The 22,979-nt window shown below is 35.3% G+C and carries 20 protein-coding genes; 13 read left to right on the top strand and 7 right to left on the bottom strand.

The features are described 5' to 3' along the window. Positions 1-6 precede the first annotated feature (6 nt). The 7 genes from FDM27_RS14155 to FDM27_RS16120 all read left to right on the top strand — a co-directional run bounded on the left by FDM27_RS14155 (position 7) and on the right by FDM27_RS16120 (position 8,994). Positions 7-1,539: a RagB/SusD family nutrient uptake outer membrane protein gene (locus FDM27_RS14155; protein WP_071183673.1), complete on the top strand. Its 1,533-nt coding sequence runs from the start codon at positions 7-9 to the stop codon at positions 1,537-1,539. 4 nt (positions 1,540-1,543) lie between these two features. Then, on the top strand, positions 1,544-3,169 hold the full coding sequence (locus FDM27_RS14150; protein ID WP_140487462.1) for a hypothetical protein: 1,626 nt from the start codon (positions 1,544-1,546) through the stop codon (positions 3,167-3,169). Positions 3,170-3,180: 11 nt separating this feature from the next. Then, complete coding sequence (locus tag FDM27_RS14145; RefSeq protein ID WP_140487459.1) at positions 3,181-4,827, top strand: family 16 glycosylhydrolase; 1,647 nt, start codon at positions 3,181-3,183, stop codon at positions 4,825-4,827. A gap of 64 nt (positions 4,828-4,891) precedes the next feature. After that, positions 4,892-7,192: a beta-glucosidase BglX gene (gene bglX / locus FDM27_RS14140; protein WP_255510558.1), complete on the top strand. Its 2,301-nt coding sequence runs from the start codon at positions 4,892-4,894 to the stop codon at positions 7,190-7,192. Between the two features lie 3 nt (positions 7,193-7,195). After that, the gene (locus tag FDM27_RS14135) at positions 7,196-7,951 is read left to right on the top strand and encodes a family 16 glycosylhydrolase (RefSeq protein ID WP_071183670.1); all 756 of its coding nucleotides are present in this window, start codon (positions 7,196-7,198) and stop codon (positions 7,949-7,951) included. 256 nt (positions 7,952-8,207) lie between these two features. After that, the gene (locus FDM27_RS14130; protein ID WP_071186085.1) at positions 8,208-8,792 is read left to right on the top strand and encodes an RNA polymerase sigma factor; all 585 of its coding nucleotides are present in this window, start codon (positions 8,208-8,210) and stop codon (positions 8,790-8,792) included. Between the two features lie 58 nt (positions 8,793-8,850). Further along, the gene (locus FDM27_RS16120) at positions 8,851-8,994 is read left to right on the top strand and encodes a hypothetical protein (RefSeq protein ID WP_181161680.1); all 144 of its coding nucleotides are present in this window, start codon (positions 8,851-8,853) and stop codon (positions 8,992-8,994) included. A gap of 58 nt (positions 8,995-9,052) precedes the next feature. Here the strand turns inward: FDM27_RS16120 and FDM27_RS14125 are convergent, their stop codons facing one another. After that, positions 9,053-9,700 (bottom strand): endonuclease III domain-containing protein, encoded by a 648-nt coding sequence (locus FDM27_RS14125; RefSeq protein ID WP_140487457.1) that lies wholly within the window; start codon positions 9,698-9,700, stop codon positions 9,053-9,055. A gap of 154 nt (positions 9,701-9,854) precedes the next feature. Between FDM27_RS14125 and bcp the strand changes: the two genes are divergently transcribed. Then, positions 9,855-10,307 (top strand): thioredoxin-dependent thiol peroxidase, encoded by a 453-nt coding sequence (gene bcp, locus FDM27_RS14120; RefSeq protein ID WP_140487455.1) that lies wholly within the window; start codon positions 9,855-9,857, stop codon positions 10,305-10,307. A gap of 374 nt (positions 10,308-10,681) precedes the next feature. On the opposite strand, the gene FDM27_RS14115 is transcribed toward bcp, so the two are convergent. Further along, complete coding sequence (locus FDM27_RS14115; protein WP_140487453.1) at positions 10,682-11,290, bottom strand: outer membrane beta-barrel protein; 609 nt, start codon at positions 11,288-11,290, stop codon at positions 10,682-10,684. A gap of 231 nt (positions 11,291-11,521) precedes the next feature. After that, positions 11,522-12,976 (bottom strand): TonB-dependent receptor, encoded by a 1,455-nt coding sequence (locus FDM27_RS14110; protein ID WP_140487451.1) that lies wholly within the window; start codon positions 12,974-12,976, stop codon positions 11,522-11,524. Positions 12,977-13,077: 101 nt separating this feature from the next. Between FDM27_RS14110 and FDM27_RS14105 the strand changes: the two genes are divergently transcribed. Continuing rightward, a complete protein-coding gene (locus FDM27_RS14105; RefSeq protein WP_140487449.1) occupies positions 13,078-13,842 on the top strand; it encodes an MBL fold metallo-hydrolase in 765 nt (254 codons plus the stop codon). 10 nt (positions 13,843-13,852) lie between these two features. After that, entirely contained in the window at positions 13,853-14,353 is a 501-nt protein-coding gene (locus FDM27_RS14100) for a hypothetical protein (protein ID WP_140487447.1), read from the top strand. Between the two features lie 311 nt (positions 14,354-14,664). On the opposite strand, the gene FDM27_RS14095 is transcribed toward FDM27_RS14100, so the two are convergent. The 4 genes from FDM27_RS14095 to FDM27_RS14080 all read right to left on the bottom strand — a co-directional run bounded on the left by FDM27_RS14095 (position 14,665) and on the right by FDM27_RS14080 (position 19,265). Further along, complete coding sequence (locus FDM27_RS14095; RefSeq protein WP_140487446.1) at positions 14,665-15,618, bottom strand: transketolase family protein; 954 nt, start codon at positions 15,616-15,618, stop codon at positions 14,665-14,667. Positions 15,619-15,765: 147 nt separating this feature from the next. Beyond that, on the bottom strand, positions 15,766-16,620 hold the full coding sequence (locus FDM27_RS14090) for a transketolase (RefSeq protein WP_071183662.1): 855 nt from the start codon (positions 16,618-16,620) through the stop codon (positions 15,766-15,768). 433 nt (positions 16,621-17,053) lie between these two features. Continuing rightward, positions 17,054-17,626 carry an RBBP9/YdeN family alpha/beta hydrolase gene (locus FDM27_RS14085; protein ID WP_255510557.1) on the bottom strand — a complete coding sequence of 191 codons (573 nt, stop codon included), beginning with the start codon at positions 17,624-17,626 and terminating at the stop codon, positions 17,054-17,056. A gap of 76 nt (positions 17,627-17,702) precedes the next feature. Next, on the bottom strand, positions 17,703-19,265 hold the full coding sequence (locus FDM27_RS14080) for a protein adenylyltransferase SelO (RefSeq protein WP_140487444.1): 1,563 nt from the start codon (positions 19,263-19,265) through the stop codon (positions 17,703-17,705). Positions 19,266-19,628: 363 nt separating this feature from the next. On the opposite strand from FDM27_RS14080, the gene tgt reads away from it, so the two are divergent. The 3 genes from tgt (at position 19,629) to FDM27_RS14065 (ending at position 22,809) form a co-directional block, all read left to right on the top strand. Further along, on the top strand, positions 19,629-20,759 hold the full coding sequence (gene tgt, locus FDM27_RS14075) for a tRNA guanosine(34) transglycosylase Tgt (protein WP_140487442.1): 1,131 nt from the start codon (positions 19,629-19,631) through the stop codon (positions 20,757-20,759). An 87-nt stretch (positions 20,760-20,846) separates the two neighbouring features. Further along, entirely contained in the window at positions 20,847-21,935 is a 1,089-nt protein-coding gene (locus FDM27_RS14070) for an LptF/LptG family permease (RefSeq protein WP_140487441.1), read from the top strand. Beyond that, positions 21,922-22,809 (top strand): DMT family transporter, encoded by an 888-nt coding sequence (locus tag FDM27_RS14065; protein WP_140487439.1) that lies wholly within the window; start codon positions 21,922-21,924, stop codon positions 22,807-22,809. The genes FDM27_RS14070 and FDM27_RS14065 overlap by 14 nt, the downstream gene beginning before the upstream one ends. The last annotated feature ends 170 nt before the right edge of the window (positions 22,810-22,979 follow it).

The following is a 22,979-nucleotide window of genomic DNA, read 5'->3' as shown; positions in this document are numbered from 1 at the left end:
ATTAAAATGAAAAAGTATCTATTTATCACCATAATGACGATAACTGTTTTTGCTACAATGACTAGTTCTTGTAGTGATGATTTTGTGAGTCGTCCTGTTCAATACTCTATCGATTCAGAGAATTATTTTAATTCTAAATCCGATTATGAAAATGCTGTAATTGCAGCCTATGATTTATTACAGTCCACTTTTATTAATGTTTTAATGGGAGAAATAGCCTCTGATAACACATTTGCAGGAGGAAACAGCCCAACAGACGTTATAGGTTACCAACAAATTGATCAAATGATTCATGGTCCTGTGAATGAAAATTTAAAACAACTTTGGGATTGGATGTTTGCAGGAGTTCAAAGAGCTAATTATATCCTTGAATTCAAAGATAAAACGGATTTTGAAGGAAAAAATAAAATTATTGCAGAAGCCCGTTTTCTAAGAGCTTACTATCAATTTGAGTTGGTAAAATGGTTTGGAGGTATCCCAATGAAAGGAGACGCACGTTTTTCCCCTGGTGATGAGACTTCAATACCGCGTTCATCAGTTTCAGATGTTTATGCTTCTATCCAAAATGATTTAATTTATGCAGCCGAAAATTTACCTGCAACCCCTGCACAACAGGGCAGAGCTACAAGTGGTGCAGCTTTAGCCTTACTTGGAAAAGCATACTTGTATGATAAAAAATACGATTTAGCTGCCGAGACTTTTGGAAAATTAATTGCGACTGGTAGATACCATTTAGTTCAAACTGCTGATTTGACAACACAGCAAATAAATGCTGGTTTGACTCCTTTTGGAAGTATTTTCGAAGAATCGGGGGAAAACGGACCTGAATCTGTTTTTGAAATTCAGTACACAGATGTTGAAGGTGCCAGTTATGGACAATTACAATATAGCGAAGGAAATGTTGCAGTAGGTTTTGCAGGTCCTTTTGGATACGTTGGTCCTGTATTTGCTGATGGAAACAACTTTAATTTACCTACACCAAAGATCGTTAGTGCTTTTGAAGCAGGCGATTTAAGAAAGGAGGTAACTATTTTAGATATGGTAGCATGGATAGCACAAAATCCAGGTACGAGTTACACCAAACAAAATCAAGATACAGGATATTTTAATAGAAAATACATACCTAGAAAAAGAAGAACAGAAGCAGCTGGGGATGTTAAATTGACAAGTCCAAATAATTATAGAGCTATTCGCTATGCTGATGTATTATTAATGGCAGCAGAAGCATACAATAAAAGTACAGCTCCAAATGATGCCCTTGCTCGAAATTATCTGAATGAAGTAAGACGTCGTGCTTTTGGGGATAACAACCATGATATTACTGCATCAGGAGCAGCCTTAGCTGATTTTATTCAGGCAGAAAGAAGAGTAGAATTAGCAGGAGAGGGACATCGTTTCTTTGATTTGGTTCGAACAGGAAAAGCGGCTCAGGAAATTCCGGGATTTACGGCTAATAAGAATGAATTATTTCCTATTCCAATTGAAGAGATTCAATTTGCAGCAGGAAACTGGCAACAAAATCCTAACTATAATAATTAGTATAATGAAAAAGATAAAATACATAACAAGTCTTATTGTAGCAGCTATGATTTTTAGTTGTTCAACCGAGAATGATCTGATTGATTTGGATACACTGGGTGCTCCAACTAATATTTCAGCATTAACTACTGTTACGCAGGATAATACAGGAAAAGTAACTTTCTTGCCTAAAGGAGAGGGAGTTACTAAATACGAAATATATTTTGGTGATGAAACCACAACACCGGCTTATGTGAATCCGGGGGCTACGGTAGATCATGTTTACAAAGAAGGAACGTATAATGCTAAAATTGTTGGAACTACTTTAAATGGAAAAAGAACTGAAGTCACTCAACAAGTTGTCGTTTCTTTTAAAGCACCACAAAATTTAGTGGTTACTATCGAAAATGATTTAGCTGTTTCTAAAAAAGTGAATGTTGTGGCAACTGCAGATTATGCCTTGTTTTATGATGTTTATTTTGGCGAGGCTGGAAAACCGGATCCTATTTCGGTTAATAATGGAGAACCGGTTTCTTATACCTATCAAAATGCAGGCGTTTATACGATTAGAGTAGTTTCTAAAAGTGCAGCGATTCAAACCACTGAATTTTCACAGCAATTTACGGTAACTGTTGTGAATAAGCCTTTTACTTCGGCTCCAACACCACCTAATCGTCAGGCAGCTGATGTCATTTCTATTTATGGTTCAAAATATACGAATGTTGCCGGTACCAATTATTTCCCGGATTGGGGACAAGCAGGTCAGGGAAGCAGCTGGACAGAATTTGACTTAAATGGCGATAAAATGCTCAATTATATCAAATTAAGCTACCAAGGGATAGCATTGGCTGACGGAACAACCATTGATGTTTCCGGAATGGAATTCATTCACATGGACGTTTGGACTGCTGATTTACAAAAAATAGAAACTTCTTTAATCAGTAAAACCAATGGTGAAAAACCAGTAGTAAAGGATTTAACTGCAAATCAATGGACCAGTATTGATATTCCAATCTCAGCTTTTACAAGCCAGGGATTAACAGTAGCTGATATATTTCAATTGAAATTTGTAGGAACACCTTGGGCAGGAGGAAGTGTTTTTATCGATAATATTTATTTCTACAAAACACCTTCTGCTTTAATTGAAATGCCTATTGATTTTGAATCTACAACCTTAACGTATCCATGGGCAGGTTTTGGAGCAGCTGATTTTGGAGCTATTCCGGCAGCTGTGATTGATAATCCTGATAAATCAGGTAATAATTTATCCAATAAAGTAGTGAAAATTGAGAAACCATCAGGAGCACAGGTTTGGGCTGGAGCGAGTTTGAATTTAGATGCTAAAGTTGATTTTACTAAAGGAACTAAGGTGAAAGTGAATGTTTGGTCGCCAAAAGTTGGAGCTAAGATTTTGTTCAAAATGGAAGTTTCAACCTCTCCAAAAGATGGTAATGGTAATCCAACAGTTTTTGTTGAAATCGAAGCCACAACAACAGTGGCTAATTCATGGCAGGTACTCACGTTTGATTTGACAAGCTCAGCTGCGTTCAATACTGCTAATGCGTATGATAGAGTCATTTTGTTCCCTGATTTTGGTGTAAATGGAACAGGAACTACCTATTATTTTGATGATATCAAACAATCTAACTAAAACTACAAAAGATGAAAAATATATTAAGAAGTACAATTGCCATTTTTACATTGTTACTGATGGTCAATTGTCAGGAGGATAATTTAGTTTTTGGAACATTAAGCGCTCCAACTAATCTAGATGTTACAGTAGAAATAGTTGGAAAAACTGATGCTCTGCCTAATGGAGATGGTTCTGGTACTGTTAAGTTTAAGAGTACAGCTGATGGTGCTATTTCTTATAAGTATATCTATGGGGATGGTGTTACAGAAAATTCTCCAGGAGGTATTGTAGAGCATGGCTTTACAACAGTTGGTGTTAATACTTATACAGTAACAGTAATTGCTTATGGTAAAGGAGGTTTAGCTACCAATGAAACAGTAGAAGTCACTGTTTTTAGTAATTTTAGCGATGAAAGATCTACACAGTTTCTTACTGGTGGTACGGCTACTGGAAAAAAATGGTATTTAGCTGCCTCCGAAAAAGGTCATCTTGGAGTTGGACAAAATGATGGTGACGCTACTAAAAATTATTTTGCTAATTATTACCAGGCAGAGCCTTTTGAAAAATCAGCTACTTGTTTCTATGATGGAGATTATACTTTTGCTTTGGTAAATGGTAAAATTGAATACAAACAAGATAACAAAGGAAATACCTTTTTTCACAACTCTTATAAAAGTGTTGCAGGCGGAACAAATGGTGGCGATGATGCTTGTTTAGCTTATAGTACAGCAGGTACTAAAATTGTATCTTTAAGTCCTTCCACTTCAGTTGTTTCTAAAAATCCAGCTGAGACAAGAGTAACTACAGGAACAGTGATGAATTTTTCTGATGGAGGTTTTATGGGCTATTATGCAGGAGCGACTCAATATGAAATTTTATCCATTACTGAAAATAGAATGGTAGTGCGATTAGTTCAAGGAAATAATGCAGCACTAGCCTGGTATCTCATATTTACTACAACTATGCCAACTTTGTCTCCTGACCCAGACTATACTGTTTTAAAATTCTCAGATGAATTTAATACCGATGGCGCTCCCGATGCTACTAAATGGACTTACGATTTAGGAACCGGTACTGATGGCTGGGGGAATAATGAAGCACAAAGTTATACGAATGCTTCTGACAACGTAATTGTTGCTGGTGGAAGTTTGAAAATTACCGCTAAAAAAGTAGGTTCGTCTTATATTTCCGCAAGATTAAAAACAGAAGGTAAGTTTGATTTTACTTATGGAAAAGTTGAGGTTAGAGCTAAGTTGCCCGTTGGTGGAGGAACCTGGCCTGCCATCTGGATGTTAGGGGCTGATTATGCTACTAATACCTGGCCGGCTTGTGGAGAAATAGACATCATGGAGCATAAAGGAAATGAACCTAATAAAATCCATGGTACTTTACATTATCCGGGTCGCTCAGGAGGAAATGGGAATACAAATACTACGACAATAACAAATGCTTCTTCTGAATTTCATGTATATAAAGCTATTTGGAGTCCTACATCAGTAAAAATATATGTAGATGATGTGCTTTTTCATACCGTTACTAACGACAGTAGTTTGCCTTTCAATAAAGACTTCTTTATGATTCTAAATGTGGCTATGGGAGGAAGTTTTGGAGGGACTATCGATCCTGGATTTACGCAATCTTCTATGGAAGTAGATTATGTAAGAGTGTACCAATAATCAAATTAAAAATGCAATTGAAAGGTCGAATAAAATCGGCCTTTTAATTAAAAACAGACAGAAAATGAGAGTAATAAAAACAATGTTATTTGTTTTCATTACCATTGCTATATTGAGCTGTAGTCAAAAAATAGTAAAGTCCAATGTAAGTTTTATTCCAAAAAATCAGTTAGAAACGAGAGTAGATTCCGTTTTAAAATTGATGACTTTGGAAGAAAAAATTGGACAACTCAATCAATACAATGGTTTTTGGGAAATTACAGGGCCTACGCCTAAAGAAGGTCAGGCAGCTAAGAAATACGCCGATTTAAAAAATGGTTTGGTAGGTTCGATGTTGAATGTGAAAGGAGTAAAAGACGTAAGGGCTTTACAAAAAATAGCAGTCGAAGAAACACGATTAGGAATTCCATTATTATTTGGTTTTGATGTGATTCATGGGTATAAAACCATCAGTCCTATTCCACTAGCCGAAGCTGCCAGTTGGGATTTAGTAGAAATAAAAAAATCAGCTGCCATTGCTGCTGAGGAAGCGGCTTCTGTTGGACTCAACTGGACTTTTGCTCCTATGGTAGATATTTCCCGTGATGCCCGATGGGGTAGAGTGATGGAAGGTGCCGGGGAAGATCCTTATTTAGGAAGTCAGATAGCAATTGCCCGTGTGCAAGGTTTCCAAGGCGATGATTTGAAAGCGAGAAATACTATTTTGGCTTGCGCCAAACATTTTGCGGCTTATGCTTTTGCTGAATCAGGACGAGATTATAATACAGTTGATATTGGCGAATCTACTTTGCAAAATATTGTTTTCCCTCCATTCAAAGCAGCTGTCGATGCGGGGGTTCGCACTTTTATGAATTCTTTTAATGAACTGAATGGAATTCCCGCAACAGGGAACGCTTATTTGCAAAGAAAAATCCTGAAATCCGATTGGGGTTTTGATGGTTTTGTGGTTTCTGACTGGGGTTCGATTAACGAAATGATTCCTCATGGTTTTGCTAAAGACAGCAAACATGCGGCCGAAATCGCTATTAATGCAGGTTCTGATATGGATATGGAATCCAATGCTTATGTAGCACATTTAGCCACTTTAGTAAAAGAAGGAAAAGTAAAAGAAAGCCTAATTGATGATGCCGCCCGAAGAATTTTGAAAGTTAAATTTGAATTGGGTTTGTTTGATAATCCTTATTTGTATTGTGATGAAAACTACGAAAAAGAAACAGTAGGAAAAGCAGCTTTTCACGAAGGTGTTTTAGAAATGGCAAAAAAATCAATTGTTCTTTTGAAAAATGAAAAAGAGTTGTTGCCACTTCAAAAATCAGGACAAAAAATAGTTGTAATTGGTGCTTTGGCAAATGATAAAACCAGTCCGCTGGGGAGTTGGCGCATCGCAGCCGATGATAATTCGGCAGTATCTTTATTAGAAGGATTACAAAATTATAAAGGAAACCAATTGAGTTATGTAAAAGGTGCCGATGTAACCGAAGGTAGAACCGAATTTATCTGGGAAACCAAAATTAACACCACTGACAAAAGCGGATTTGACGAAGCAATACAGGCCGCAAAAACTGCCGATGTAGTGATTATGTCTTTAGGTGAACACGGTTTGCAGTCAGGAGAGGGTAGAAGTAGAACTGATATTGGATTGCCGGGAGTACAACAGGAGTTATTAGAAGCGGTTTATAAAGTGAATCCGAATATTGTTTTGGTTTTAAATAACGGAAGACCATTAGCCATTCCTTGGGCCGATGCTCATATTCCTGCTATTGTAGAAGTCTGGCAATTGGGAACACAAAGTGGAAATGCCATTGCACAGGTGTTGTATGGAGATTATAACCCAAGTGGAAAATTACCTATGACTTTCCCCAGAAATGTGGGACAGGTTCCTATTTATTACAATTATAAAAACACCGGTCGCCCTTTTATGACAGAGCCCGATAGCGTATTTTGGTCGCATTATATTGACGAAAAAAATACGCCTTTGTATCCTTTTGGTTATGGTTTGAGTTATGCAAAATTTGAATATTCAAATTTAAGTTTAAGTCAAAAAGCATTTTCAGGAAACGAGCAAATTGAAGTTTCAGTAACGGTTAAAAATTCAGGAAAATACGCTGGAAAAGAGGTGGTTCAGTTATACATTCGTGATTTGATCGCATCGGTAACCCGTCCGGTAAAAGAATTGAAAGGATTTGAAATGATTGAATTACAGCCCGGTGAATCTAAAAAAGTAAATTTTACAATCAATAAAAAAACAATTGAATTTTATACTGCCCAATCAAAGTGGGAAGCAGAACCGGGGGATTTTAAAGTTTTTGTCGGAGGAAATTCAGTGCAAACTTTGGAAAATGATTTCCAATATTTAAACAACTAAAAAATGAATAAATTTTTAATTATACTTTTCGTCAGCACCCTTTCTTTGGCCCAGCCAAAAGGGAAAAAATTAGTTTGGGAAGAACAATTTAACGCTAAAGAATTAGATTTGAATAATTGGAATGTTGAATTAGGAGATGGTTGCCCCAACTGCGGTTGGGGTAATAATGAACGCCAACTTTATACTAAAGAAAACCAACAGCTAAAAGACGGGTACTTAGTGATAACAGCTAAAAAAGAAGGAGAAAAATATACTTCTTCGAGAATTACAACTAAGGGAAAAAAGGAATTTCAGTACGGCTATTTTGAAGCCAAAGCTAAATTGCCTGTTGGTTCCGGAATTTGGCCGGCTTTTTGGATGCTTGGAGCTAATATTGATAAGGTGGGTTGGCCTAAATGTGGAGAAATTGACATTTTGGAATATGTTGGTAAAGAACCTAATACCGTTTTTACATCCTTGCATACCCAGGACAGTCATGGAAATACAATTAATACAAAGAAAACTAAAATAGCAACAATTGAGCAAGGATTTCATTTGTATGCAATAGACTGGAATCCGGAAAAAATTGATTTTTATGTCGATAATCAATTGGTTTATACCTTTAATCCGGAGCATAAAACAGAGGCTATTTGGCCATATAATCAACCATTTTATTTTTTGGTAAATATGGCTATAGGCGGAAATTTTGGTGGTCCGGAAGTAGATGATGCTATTTTTCCGCAAGAGTTTAAAATAGATTATATCAAGGTTTATCAGTAAAAAAAATGGAGAGAGGAAGCAGTAAGGTTTTGGTTTTCAGAATTTAAGTTGAAATGTTGTAAAAGAATAACAATATTTTATAAAATATTGTAAAACTTTATTTTTGGTTTAATTTTTGTCAAATTTATTTACCAAGCAAGACAATTATTCGTTAAATTTGGAGAATTAATCACCTCAAAAATAGAAGCGCCTATAGTATAAAACTACTTTTTAGAAAAATACCCCAATTTAACTCATACTAAAAAGTATTACTATGATAGCTAATATTCAAATTCCAGACGCCTTGTTGGTACAGGATTATGTGGCAGGTAACGAAGAGGCCTTAGCTACTTTGATCAAAAGACACGAATCTAAAATTTACGGTTTTATATATTCAAAAGTTTCCGATAGAGATGTTGCTAACGATATTTTTCAGGACACTTTTATAAAAGTTATTAAAACCCTTAAATCCAATTCCTATAACGAGGAAGGGAAATTTCTTCCTTGGGTGATGCGTATTGCTCATAATTTGATTATCGATTATTTTAGAAAAAACAAAAAAATGCCCTTGTATCGGGAAACCGAGGAGTTTTCGGTTTTCTCCATTATGACGGATGATACGTTAACTATCGAAAATCAGTTGATTGCCAATCAGGTAGAATTAGACATTCAAAAACTGATTGAAGAACTTCCGGAAGACCAAAAAGAAGTTTTGGTGATGCGTATGTATAAAGATATGAGTTTTAAAGAAATTTCGGAAATTACAGGAGTGAGTATCAATACTTCTTTAGGGAGAATGCGTTATGCACTAATGAATTTGAGAAAAGTAATTGATAAACATCAAATTATTTTAACCAATTAAACAATATATCCAAACTTGCCACGTTCTATTCTAACGACTTAAAAAGAAAGAATAATATATGGCAAAAATTTACTCTAAAAAAAATCTAGTTACTACACAGATGAAACCTAAAAAAGAAGTTATTTCTTTTCTATTAAATTATTCCAAAGCACTGCACATGATAAAAGTTGCGGATAATAGTTTTGAAATTATTGCAAATTAATGAAGCTAGCAATAGCTGTTTTGGTAAATCTCACTAATTATTTTAGAGTTAGTGAGATTTACTTTTTATAGCCGTCTAAGGCGGTTTTTCGACCAATAGTTCTCGTAATGACATCTTTCTCCAAACTCCAACCACGAGCCGGCGAATATTCGCGACCATACCAGATAATTTGCAGATGCAAATCGTTCCACAATTCCTCCGGAAACAATCGTTTGGCATCTTTTTCGGTTTGAACAACACTTTTTCCATTGGTTAAATTCCAACGATACATTAAGCGGTGAATATGCGTATCTACAGGAAAAGCAGGAACTCCAAAGGCTTGTGACATGACCACACTAGCCGTTTTATGTCCCACAGCAGGCAATGCTTCCAAAGCTTCAAAACTTTGTGGAACTTTGCCATCGTGTTTTTCAATTAGAATTTCAGATAAACCATGGATTCCTTTCGACTTCATTGGCGACAAGCCACAAGGACGAATAATTTCTTTGATTTCTTCCACCGACATTTTTATCATATCATACGGATTATCAGCTTTAGCAAACAGTAAAGGCGTGATTTGGTTCACTCTCACATCCGTACATTGGGCCGAAAGCAAAACAGCAATCAACAGCGTATAAGGATCTTTATGGTCTAGCGGAATCGGGATGGTAGGATAGAGTTCTTTTAACGTATTTATAACAAATGTTACCCGTTCTTGTTTGGTCATTTTAGTTTAATTTTGAATGGTAAAGAAAAGAAATTTCAATGGCAATGGCAAAAAATCAATGACAATGTCAATATCAAAAAACAATAACAATTAAAAAATAAAACTTAGTGAACTTAGCGGAAGCTTTGCGAACTTTGTGGTTAAACAAAAAAATATGACAACATTAAAAAAAGGCGATAAAGCTCCCGATTTTTTTGGCGTAGACCAAGACGGAAAAGCACATCAATTAGAAGATTATAAAGGAAAAAAATTAGTTGTTTTCTTTTACCCAAAAGCAAGTACACCAGGTTGTACAGCCGAAGCCTGTGATTTAAGAGATAATTTCCAGCGTTTTCAGGCTAATAATTATGCCTTGTTAGGTGTTAGTGCCGATTCGGCAAAAGCGCAAGCCAAATTCAAAGAAAAATATGATTTCCCATTTCCATTATTGGCCGACGAAGAAAAAGAAGTCATTGAAGCATTTGGCGTTTGGGGACCTAAAAAGTTCATGGGTCGCGAATACGACGGCATTCACCGCACCACTTTTGTAATTGACGAAAACGGAATTATCGATGAGGTTATTGAAAATGTAAAAACAAAAGAGCACGCTGCTCAGATTTTGAAGTAAATTGAAAACGCCACAAGAGAATTTCTTTGTGGCGTTTTTGTTGTTGAGTAGGTACGCGAAAGGATTCGCGCACTAACTGTGGAGTATACCCAATTTTGTCATTCCGAAGAATGAGGAATCACACAAGCTGTTCACGTTATGTGATTTCTCCCTCTGGTCGAAATGACACAAAATACGTTTAACTTAATGACATTGTTCGCGCGCCGGCTAGGGATATATACGCAATTTTGTCATTCCGAAGAATGAGGAATCTCATCAAGTATTTCTAGCTTTTTTCTCATCTTTGCGGGCACGGAAAATATTTCCGCGCTAACTTTGTGTTGATATATTTGGGCAGTTGAACACAAAATAGCATTTTTTATACTTTGTCGGGATTAATTTTTTGAAGTCAAATTACTTATATCAAATAATAAATTCAAATAAAATCCATAATTTTTAGCTGTATTATTTTCACTATCCAAAGTATTCGTTAAATTTCGATCTGCTAAAACTTCAATACTTAATGATTTAGAAAAATTAATTCCTAATCCGAGTAGAACACCAACATTTGATTTTTTATAAAAGTCGTCAAGAAGTTCTTGGTCATCACGAGCGTTTTTATCTAAAATCGAAGTTAGTCTAAATCCTCCTGTTAAATAAAATCCTTTGTTATATTCTTTATTAACATCAAACTTTGTCAATAAATGTGCTTGCAATGTTTTTAATCTTACTCCGTTAAAAGCTCGTCCAACATTAGGTATATCATAACTAGCAACTTCGTTTGTAGTGTTGTAGATACCATATAGTTTTAATCCGAAGTTTTCGTTCATAATATATTCTCCAAATAATCCTAAATTAATATCACTATTTGCAGCTCCTCCACTTATTGGACCATCAATTTCTATATCATAGAAATTTCCGCCAATTAACAATCCATAATTAAAGTCTTGAGAAAAGCCTTTTAGACTTAGAACAAAAATAACACATATAAAGAAGTGTTTCATTTTCAAAAATATTTAAAAATTATTATTTTACTAAATTTCAAATTAATGTCAACTTATATTTAGGTCTGATATAATTCGTGACTATACGCTAATATTGGTTGGATAGCTTTGACGGCAATCAAACTTTATTTATTCTCAAAAATAGGATATTTATTTCAAAAAATATTTGATAAACAAAAACGCCACAAGAGAATTCCTTTGTGGCGTTTCAGTATTTATGAGTTTGTATTTTTATTCCGTTAAAGTCTTATTAGGATCGTAACCAAACAGTCGTTTTTCTTTGATGATTTCTGAAACTCCGCTAGGTAGCATTGGTTCCCAGCCCGGTATTCCGTTGTTAATCATTTTTAGGACTTCACGGGAGAATACTTTTAGGTTTTCAGGGTTGTAATCTTCCACATCAATTACTTTTCCGTTGAATTTAAAGAATTTGTATAGTTCTTTCATTCGCGGATGTACTTTTAAGTTTTCAGAAGTGGTGATTTCTCCGTTTTCGTCCAGCATTGGGTATAATAATACCTTCATGTCCCGGAAGAATAATTTACCAAAAGCTTCCAGAATTCCACCACTTAAATGGCGATAGTATTTCTCGTCAAAAATATCCACAAGGTTGTTAACACCCATGGCAAGTCCCATACGGGCTTTGGTATAATTAGCAAAATATTCTACCACTTTGTAATATTCCTGGAAGTTCGAAATCATTACCGTTTGTCCTAGTGAACAAAGTAATTCGGCACGATCCATAAAATCTCTTTCGTCAATTTCACCATCGGAACGCAGGTTAGACAAGGTAATTTCGAAAATAACCAAGGTATTGTCTTTGTCCACTTTATTTTCTTCAAGGAACATTTGTAATGATTTCTCATACATATCCATATTTACCTTGGTAACTGGACGGAAACTACCTCTAATGGCTAATATGTTTTTTTTGTATAAAACGGCAGCCGGAAGAATGTTTTTTCCTTTTGGATTGAACATTACGGCATCGGTCATTCCGTTTTTAACCAGTTGCAAACTGATTAAACGGTTGTCAACATCAGCAAAACGAGGTCCTGAGAAATTGATGGTGTCAATCTCCAGTTGGTCTTTGTCTAAATGATCGTATAAATAGCGCAGTAATTTTTTTGGGTCGTCGTATTTGTAAAAAGCGCCGTAAATTAGGTTAACACCAAGGATTCCAAGGGTTTCCTGTTGGAGTTTAGCATCCGTTTCTTTAAAACGGATATGAAGTATGATTTCGTTATACTCTTCGGTAGGGTCAATTTGGTAACTAATACCTACCCATCCGTGTCCTTTAAATTGTTTGGCAAAGTCGATTGTGGCTACCGTATTGGCGTAGCTAAAAAACATTTTGTTAGGGTGTTTCTCTCTGTTCAGTCGTTTTTCAATTAAGTCAACTTCGTGCGAGAGCATTTTCTTCAGTCGGTTTTCAGTAACATAGCGACCGTCTTTTTCAACACCATAAACGGCATCGCTAAAGTCTTTATCATAGGCCGACATTGCTTTTGCAATAGTTCCCGAAGAACCACCGGCTCTAAAAAAATGTCTTACTGTTTCCTGTCCTGCGCCTATCTCGGCAAATGTTCCATAAATATTTTCGTTTAAATTGATACGTAGTGCCTTGTCTTTTATCGAAGGGACTTGTGCAATGACTCTGTCACCTTTTAGTTTTATTTCGCTACCCATTTTTTAGTTTAATTTTATGTATTTGCCTGATGTTACAAAGTTAATTAAATAGCTAGCCTAATAAAAGAGAAATAATCCTATTTTTGTGAAAAAAATAAGATTTGAAGGTATATTTTTTAGGTACAGGTACTTCTCAGGGAATTCCGGTTATAGGCAGTGATCATCCCGTATGTAAAAGTGCGGACAGCAAGGATAAAAGACTCCGGGTTTCGATATGGATCCACTGGGATAATTATTCTTATGTTATTGATTGTGGTCCTGATTTCAGACAGCAAATGCTTGTTGCTAATTGTCAAAAAGTGGACGGAATTATTTTTACGCATGAACATGCTGATCATACAGCCGGTTTAGATGATATAAGACCGTTTAATTTTAGGCAGGGCGTGATGCCTATTTATGCACACCAACGTGTTATTGACAATATGAAAATGCGTTTTGACTATGTTTTTGAAACAGTTAATAAGTATCCGGGAGCTCCTTCGGTAAAAACGATTGAAGTAATCAATAATGAATCTTTTGCTATTGGAAATAAAATAGCTGTTCCGGTCAATGTGTCACATGGGGGTTTACAGGTTTTTGGATATCGAATAGATGATTTTGCCTATCTAACAGATGTAAAAACAATAGAAGATGCCGAAATTGCAAAGCTTCAAAATTTAAAAGTATTAGTAATTAATGCTTTAAGGGAAGAACCGCATTTTTCACATTTTAATTTAGAAGAAGCTTTGGGATTTATTGCTTTGATAAAGCCTGAAAAGGCTTATTTAACACATATTAGCCATGTGATGGGATTTCATGAAGAAGTACAACAAAAACTTCCTGAGAATGTGTTCCTAGCTTATGATAATTTAGAAATCACCCTATAATAATTTTACAATGAAAAAGTCATTCACGCTCTACGCCTTTATTTTATTGGTATTAATTAATATTTTTACCTATATGTTTTTAAGTAAGGAAGTGAAATTTGAGCAAAACCGATACGAAAAAACCACAAAAAAACTCAGAGACAGTGTGGCTTTGATGATTAATAAATTGATTGATGCCAATTATTTTTCTTTGGAAAATAATGAAAACGCTCAAAATTATTTTGATTCGGCTATAGCCAATAAAACAATCGCTTACGAGAAATTAATTCCTGTTGTAACCGAAAAATTGATGGATTTGAATGCTAATCCAAAAGGGAATCCTTATGTGGGGCAGGATCAGATAGGGGCAAATAAATTTGTAATTAACAAAGTAAAAGTCCTAAATCATCGTTGGATTATTGCCGATTATAGTGATGGTAAAATGTGGGGGGAAGTGCTGTTGAAATATTTTGTCAATGAAGACGAAAGTATTTCTTTTGAAGTGATGCAGTCTTTGCTTTATGCTCAATAATAAGAATTTAAACCATATAAGTCATATAAGTTTTAGGCTTAAATTTATCTCTTTTTTTGTGGTTTATGACCATATAAGTAATACCAATAATTTATTGGTGTATAATAAAGAACAGCTTAATTTATGTAATCTAAATTGTAAATCATAGGCAAGGAATTGGATAAAACAAAAGCTTATATGACTTATATGTTAAAAAAAGAATGTTGCTCTGTTTTAATTATTTGACAAATATTCGATTGCAGTGTTTTTCAAAACAAAAATCCCATCTCGTTTAGAACAAGATGGGATTTTTAATATATTTTAGAATCGAATTATTTTCTTTTAATAACTCTTTCTACAGCTTCAACAATCGCTTGATTGTTTAATTTGTATTTTTCCATTAATTGCTCAGGAGTACCTGATTCACCAAAACTATCTCTAACAGCTACAAATTCCTGTGGAGTAGGATTGTTTACAGCTAATACACCTGCAATGCTTTCTCCAAGACCACCAAGGTAGTTGTGTTCTTCAGCAGTTACGATACATTTAGTTTTAGCTACCGATTTTAAAATAGCTTCTGCATCTAATGGTTTAATAGTGTGGATGTTGATTACTTCAGCAGAAATTCCTTTTTCTTCTAATTTCTCAGCAGCAATTAAAGCTTCCCAAACCAAGTGACCTGTAGCAATAATAGTTACATCAGTACCTTCGTTTAACATGATTGCTTTTCCAATGATAAATGGTTCGTCAGCAGGAGTAAAGTTAGGTACAACCGGGCGTCCAAAACGCAAGTAAGCAGGGCCATGGTGATCAGCAAGAGCAATTGTAGCCGCTTTAGTTTGGTTGTGGTCACAAGTATTGATCACAGTCATTCCCGGTAACATTTTCATTAAACCAATATCTTCAAGGATTTGGTGAGTTGCACCGTCTTCTCCTAAAGTCAAACCGGCGTGAGAAGCACAGATTTTTACGTTTTTATCAGAGTAAGCAACTGATTGACGAATTTGGTCATAAACCCTTCCTGTAGAAAAGTTAGCAAAAGTTCCTGTAAATGGAATTTTTCCACCAATAGTTAATCCTGCAGCAATTCCAATCATGTTTGCTTCAGCAATACCAATTTGGAAAAAACGCTCCGGGTGATTTTTCTTGAAATCATCAAATTTTAATGATCCAATCAAATCAGCACAAAGTGCTACAACATTTTCATTCTTTTGACCTAATTCAGTCATTCCCACTCCAAAACCTGAACGGGTATCTTTACTTCCTGTATTTATATATTTTTTCATTTGTTTTTTTTGAGTTACTGAGCCTCTAAGACTCTAAGATGCTAAGTTTTAAAATCTAAAATGCTTTGCCTGTTCGCTATCGCTCGAGTCAGAAATCGTTACCCGAGCCTGAAAGGCGAATAGGCGAAGCAATCTCTAATCTGAAATTCAATAATCTGAATTGCCTCCAGTATTATAGTTTTGTCCTAAAGCGTTTTCAAGTTGAGCATCGTTAGGTGCTTTACCGTGCCAAGCATGACTGTACATCATATAATCTACACCGTTACCCATTTCAGTATGTAATAATACACAAACTGGTTTTCCTTTACCGGTTCTTGCTTTTGCTTCAGCCATTCCTCCAATGATAGCTTCAACATCATTTCCTTTAGTGATTTCAACCACTTCCCAGTCAAAAGCTTCAAATTTAGCACGAAGACTTCCCATTGCTAAAACTTCGTCAGTAGTACCGTCAATTTGTTTTCCGTTAAGGTCAACAGTTGCAATTAAGTTATCTACTCCTTTAGCAGAAGCATACATAATAGCTTCCCAGTTTTGACCTTCCTGTAATTCACCATCACCGTGAAGTGTGTAAACGATATGCTTGTCGTTGTTTAGTTTTTTAGCTTGCGCTGCTCCAATTGCTACTGATAATCCTTGACCTAGAGAACCAGATGCAATACGTACTCCCGGCAAGTTGTCATGAGTAGTTGGGTGTCCTTGCAATCTTGAATTTAACAAACGGAAAGTTGCCAATTCTGAAACTGGAAAATAACCGCTTCTTGCCAGAACACTATAAAAAACAGGAGAGATGTGTCCGTTTGATAAGAAGAATAAATCTTCACCAATACCGTCCATATCCCAACCTTCTTTGCGGTCCATTATGTTTTGATACAAGGCTACCAAAAATTCAGTACAGCCTAGAGAACCTCCCGGGTGACCTGAATTAACAGCGTGAACCATTCGAAGGATGTCTCTTCTTACTTGGATAATTAAATCGTTTAATTGTTGAGTGTTAGGTTTCATTTTGAGTGTAAAAGTTAATAAACTTTTGCAAATGTAATTTTTATTTTGCCGTAAGACAAATGATTTTTATAATTGTTTGATTGCAATTGTATTAGGAATAACAGCTCTAAATGAGGTTTTGGTTTCTTTATGGAGAAAATAGATGGATTTTATAAATGTAAATTATACACTAATTTTTTTTAATTGATACTTATCGAGTCATTGCTATTAGTGATTTGATGGAATTTGATGTCTAAGTTAGCGTCTTTTAATTTTTCCAGTACTTTTAGTTTTTTAAATTCATTTTCAGAATTATTTTAGAGAGCAATTTTTTTTTGGAAGATAGCTGTGTTTTAACAATTTTATTTATGAATGTTAGAAAATGATTTTAGGTAGTGTTTTTAGAAAACGTTATAGTAATAAAAAAGCCCCGGATGAGGCCTTCGTTTAATTCTTAATTTTTAGTAATTAACTGTAGTAAAGTTTGTAATATTTCTTGTCCTTCTTCCCAAAGTCCCAGTTGTGAATCCAGATTCAAATGTCCTTTTGGACCAACGTTATAAAACAGACTTCCCCATTTTTGAGCTAAAAATTCGGCTCTTTCTGCCGAAATGTAAGGATCATTAGAACTGGTAATTACGATAGATGAATACTTTAATTTGTCTAAAGGAATAGGAGCAAAGTTCCAGGTTTCTTCGGGAGTATGAACTGCCGATTCTACATCGGCGGGAGCTACCAGTAAAGCACCAGCAATTTTGCTGCTGTCATTTTGTTGTGACCAATGAGCAACTAACGAAACCGCAAGGCTATGGGCGACAATAATAATGGGTGTTTCGATACTTTTGATAGTTGCATCCAGATTGCTTAACCAATCCTTTAATTGTGGTTGATTCCAATTGTTTTGAACTACTTTTTTTGCATTTGGAAAATGATGTAACCAATTGTCCTGCCAATGTCCTGTTGTCGAATCTCCTAATCCGGGAACTATTAATAAGGTGTGTTGCATATTAATTTGTATAAATATCATACAAATATATGTAATTATATGGATTTAGTAGGGTAATTTTAATAACTAAGAAATTTGGTAAAAATGAGTTAGATAGCTAAGAACTACACGACAACATAGAACAACCTACTTTGTTTCTTGCCCAATCGGGACGTTTGGCGAACCATTTTTCCTGGTCTTCTTGTTCAGAGTAGGGCTTTTTTAATAAATTGAAAAGTTCATCGATTAGGTTGTAATCTCCTTTATCGGCTGCATCGATGGCGAGTTGTGCCATGTAATTTCGCAATACATATTTTGGATTAATAGCGTTCATCTTTTCAGAACGCTCTAGGTCTGATTCCTTTTCTAATTGCAAACGAATACTGTATTTATCGAACCATTTATTCCATGCTTCAGTTATTTCAGGCAATTGTTCGATGGAACCATAAAAAGCATCCTGAATAATCGAAATGCCTTGTTCTGGATTTTCTTTTGAAAAACGACTTAGGTTTCTAAAGAAAATGGTCATATCCGTTTCGGTTAAATGCAAATTGTTCTCTAATTCCTGAATGAGTTTTTGATCGTTTTCGTTTTCGCTGAAAAGACCTATTTTAGAACGCATCATATTCAAATATTTGTTTTCGAACGCAGTACCAAAATCAGCTAGCACTTTTTCTAATCCTTCGGTTTCGTTAATAAGAGGATATAAGGCATTGGCGAGTTGGTACAAATTCCAAAGCACTATATTAGGTTGGTTTCCATAACGGTAGCGTTTGTGTTGGGAGTCGGTTGTATTGGGGGTCCAGCCATAGTCATAGCCCTCCAGCCAGCCATAAGGACCATAATCAATGGTTAATCCCAAGATTGACATATTATCGGTATTCATCACTCCGTGTACAAAGCCCACGCGTTGCCAATGAATGACCATTTCCAGGCTGTTTTCGGCAACTTTTTTGAAAAATTGGAGATAGCTTTCTTTTGAAGGCGTACCTAATTCAGGATAAAAATGTTTGATGGTATAATTAACCAGTGTTTTTAGTGTTTCAATGTCATTGCGAACAGCGAGGATTTGGTAATTTCCAAAACGCAAAAAGCTAGGCGCAATCCGGCTTACGATGGCTCCTTTTTCGTAAGCAGGATTACCATTGTAAAGTACGTCTCTTAAAACTTCGTCACCTGATAAGGCTAAAGATAAAGCTCGGGTAGTAGGAACACCTAGGTAAAACATGGCTTCGCTACATAAATATTCCCGGATGGAAGAACGCAAAACGGCTAATCCATCGGCGGTTCTGGAATAGGGAGTTTTTCCAGCGCCTTTGAGTTGGATTGCCCAACGTTGTTTGTTATGAACGATTTCGGTTAAATTAATGGCGCGACCATCGCCGAGTTGTCCTGCCCAGTTGCCAAATTGATGTCCACCGTAGCACATGGCATAAGGTTGGGTGTTAGGCAAAACTTCGTTTCCTGTAAAAACATTTTTGAATTCGTCCGATTGTACATCGGTTGCTGATAATCCTAAATTTTCAAGCATTTCCGGTGAAACGTGGATGATTTGAGGATTTGCTGTTTTTGTGGGTGTTACAAATGAAAAACAAGCATTTTCAACCTGTCTGACGTAGTTTTCTGTAATTGGGTCGGCGGGTAATTCTTTGTTGAAAGTATCTTGGATGATGAGTTTCATTGTGTTTTAAGTAAAATTATTATTTATACAAAGTTACGAATATAAACACACTTAAATTTACCATTAAGGAGTTAAGGAAGTATAGGTTTGATGGATTTAGAATTCTTATTGGTTTGTGAAAAAGTTAGCCGCGAATTCACTAATTGTTTTTGAAGTCAGAATTACAATGAATTCGATAGATGGTTTAAGTGTTTTGGTATAAGAATTTGTGTAATTAAAAACAGCTGGTAATTTGTGTTTGTTGGTGTAATTTGTGGTGGAAACTTTTAAAAGTCAACACTCTGATTTTGCTGTTAAAAATAAGTGACTTTTTCCAAATTAAACTATCTTTGCCAGCCGAACAATCGGTAGAAAAACCTTAGTATGAAGTTTGATTTATTACAAAAAGACCCACTTTCTAAAGCCAGAGCGGGAAGCATTACCACAGATCACGGTGTAATTGAAACGCCTATTTTTATGCCTGTAGGCACTGTTGCCTCGGTAAAAGGGGTGCATCAGAGAGAATTAAAAGACGATATTAATCCTGATATTATTCTTGGAAATACCTATCATTTGTATTTGCGTCCACAGACTAAAATTTTAGAAGCAGCGGGTGGTTTGCATAAATTCATGAATTGGGATCGTAATATTTTGACGGATTCCGGAGGTTATCAGGTGTATTCTCTTTCGAATAGCCGAAAAATTAAGGAAGAAGGGGTGAAGTTTAAATCGCATATTGATGGTTCGTATCATGTGTTTACGCCCGAAAATGTAATGGAAATTCAGCGTACTATTGGAGCTGATATTATCATGGCTTTTGACGAATGTACGCCTTATCCTTGCGATTATAATTATGCCAAACGTTCGATGCACATGACCCACCGTTGGTTAGACCGTTGTATCAATCATCTGGACAAAGTGCCGGTGAAATATGGTTATGATCAGGCTTTTTTTCCTATTGTTCAGGGAAGTACTTACAAAGATTTAAGACGTCAATCGGCGGAATATATTGCTAATTCCGGTCAGGTAGGAAATGCCATTGGAGGATTGTCAGTTGGTGAACCTGCTGAAGAAATGTATGCGATGACTGAGGTGGTTACCGAAATTTTGCCGGAAGACAAACCGCGTTATTTGATGGGAGTGGGAACTCCGATTAATATTTTAGAAAATATTGCACTAGGAATTGATATGTTTGATTGTGTGATGCCTACCCGTAATGCCAGAAACGGAATGTTGTTTACGGCTAACGGAACAATCAATATCAAGAATAAAAAATGGGAAGCCGATTTTTCGCCAATTGACGAAATGGGAATCACATTTGTGGATACTGAATATACAAAAGCCTATTTACGTCACCTATTTGCGGCGAATGAATATCTTGGAAAGCAAATTGCCACGATTCATAATTTAGGTTTTTATATGTGGTTAGTTCGTGAGGCCAGAAAACATATTTTGGCAGGCGATTTCAGACCTTGGAAAGAGATGATGGTAAAAAACATGAGCCAACGCTTGTAAAAAAAAGCTGGGAGTTAGATGATGGAAGCTGGGAGTTTCTCAGCACTTGACTTCTAATTTCTAACTTCTAACTTCTAACTTTAAAGTATGTTAACGATATTAGATAGGTACATTCTTAAAAGATATTTAGCCACTTTTATGGCTATGTTGTTGATGTTTATCCCTATTGGGATTATAATTGACGTTTCGGAAAAGATTAATAAGATGATTGAGAACAAAGTTCCATTTATGGACGTTGTTGTCTATTACGGTAATTTTACTATCTATTTTGCAAATGCGTTATTCCCAATATTTTTGTTTTTGTCAATTATTTGGTTTACTTCAAAATTGGCCAATAATACTGAGATTATAGCTATTTTGAGTTCGGGGATTTCTTTTACTCGTTTTTTAAGACCATTTATCATTGGAGCTACAATAGTTTCTATTGGAGTTTTATTAATGGGATTTTATGTAGTTCCAAAAGCCAGTGAAGGTTTCAATAATTTTCGATACATGTACTTGAGATCGGGAGGTAGAGAGCAAATGGTTGGCGACAATACAGATGTTTACCGACAATTGAATAACAAGGAATTCTTGTATGTAAGTAATTTTAATAGTTCTTCTAAGATGGCTTTTAATTTTGTTTTGGAGAAATTTGATAAAGAAAAAATGGTTTCTAAAATTACTGCCAGCAGGATTAAATGGAATGAAAAAGACAGTACTTATACTTTATACGATTATACTAAAAGAACAGTTGGAGAATTAGGGGATAAGATTGAAGTTTTGCCTGAAAAAAATCTGAAGTTTAAATTTGAACTCGAAGATTTAACTCCGGTGGTTTATATTGCTGAAACTCTAAGAGTGGGCGAGTTAATTGATTTTATTGATAAGGAAAGAAAAAGAGGTTCGTCTAATATCAAGGTTTATTCGGTGGTTTTGTATAAGAAATTTAGCGTTCCAGTTTCGGCATTTATTCTCACAGTTATTGCTGTTGCGGTATCCTCGATGAAAAGGAGGGGAGGAATGGGAATGAATTTGACCATAGGAATTGCTGTGGCATTTAGTTTTGTGTTTTTTGATAAGATTTTTGGAGTTTTGGCCGAGAAATCGACTTTTCCTCCTATGTTAGCTGTTTGGTTTTCAAATATCGTTTTTGGAATTCTGGCTGTATATCTACTGCACAATGCCAAACGATAGACTTAAAAGCTATTTGAATCTCCATCTTATAGTATTTATTTGGGGATTTACTGCCATACTTGGTGCTTTGATTACAGTGGATGCCGATGTTATTGTTTGGTATCGAATGCTTTTAGCAGCTTTGTTTTTAGGCTTTTATAACTTTTATTCCAGAAGATCTTTTCGTATTCCTTTGTTTTCTCTGCTTAAATTAAGCTTTGTAGGTTTGTTAATTGCACTGCATTGGATTTTTTTCTTTCATGCCATTCATGTTTCCAATGTATCGATTACTTTGTCTGTTTTTTCATTGGGTGCTTTTCTGGCTTCATTGTTAGAACCCTTGTTTTATGGGCGAAAAGTGCTTTGGTACGAAGTGTTTTTTGGTTTGGTTATTATTGCGGCATTGTCAGTAATTATGCAGGTCGAAATGGCTTATTTTGAAGGAATGTTGTTTGCCTTGGTTTCTATAATTTTAGGAGTTTTGTTTACCTTATCTAATGGGAAATTAATTCTGAAGCACGATTCGGCGGTGATTACATTTTATGAGTTTCTGGCTGGAATATTTTTCATTAGTGGTTATTTTCTTTGGAAAAATAAATTTACTGCGGACTTTTTTGATGTTTCTTTTAATGACTGGACACTGTTGTTTGTTTTATCCAGTGTTTGTACTGCTTATGCTTTTACAGCTTCGGTAAAAGTAATGAAGCAATTAAGTCCTTATACGGTAATGCTGACCACTAATCTGGAACCTGTTTACGGAATTGTTCTGGCTTACTTTATTATTGGAGAAAAAGAAAAAATGAGTGCCTTGTTTTATGTAGGAGCAGTTGTTATTATCGTGACGGTAATATTAAATGGTATTTTAAAACACCGAAGAAGATTAGTAAAAAAATAATTAATATGATTTAAGAAGTTGGATTCAAAGGAATTGATTTCTATTTGAAAGATAAAAATTAATGTTGATAATCAGCTGAATGAATTCTTTTTAGATGTATTCTAAAAGAATTGTAATGTAGATTTTATGGTGACAGCTTCACTAAAATAAAAAATAAGAGGGTGTAAATG

Source organism: Flavobacterium sp. GSA192 (genome assembly GCF_006386525.1).
Taxonomy (GTDB): Bacteria; Bacteroidota; Bacteroidia; order Flavobacteriales; family Flavobacteriaceae; genus Flavobacterium; species Flavobacterium commune.
This window is presented reverse-complemented; position numbering and strand designations above follow the sequence as displayed.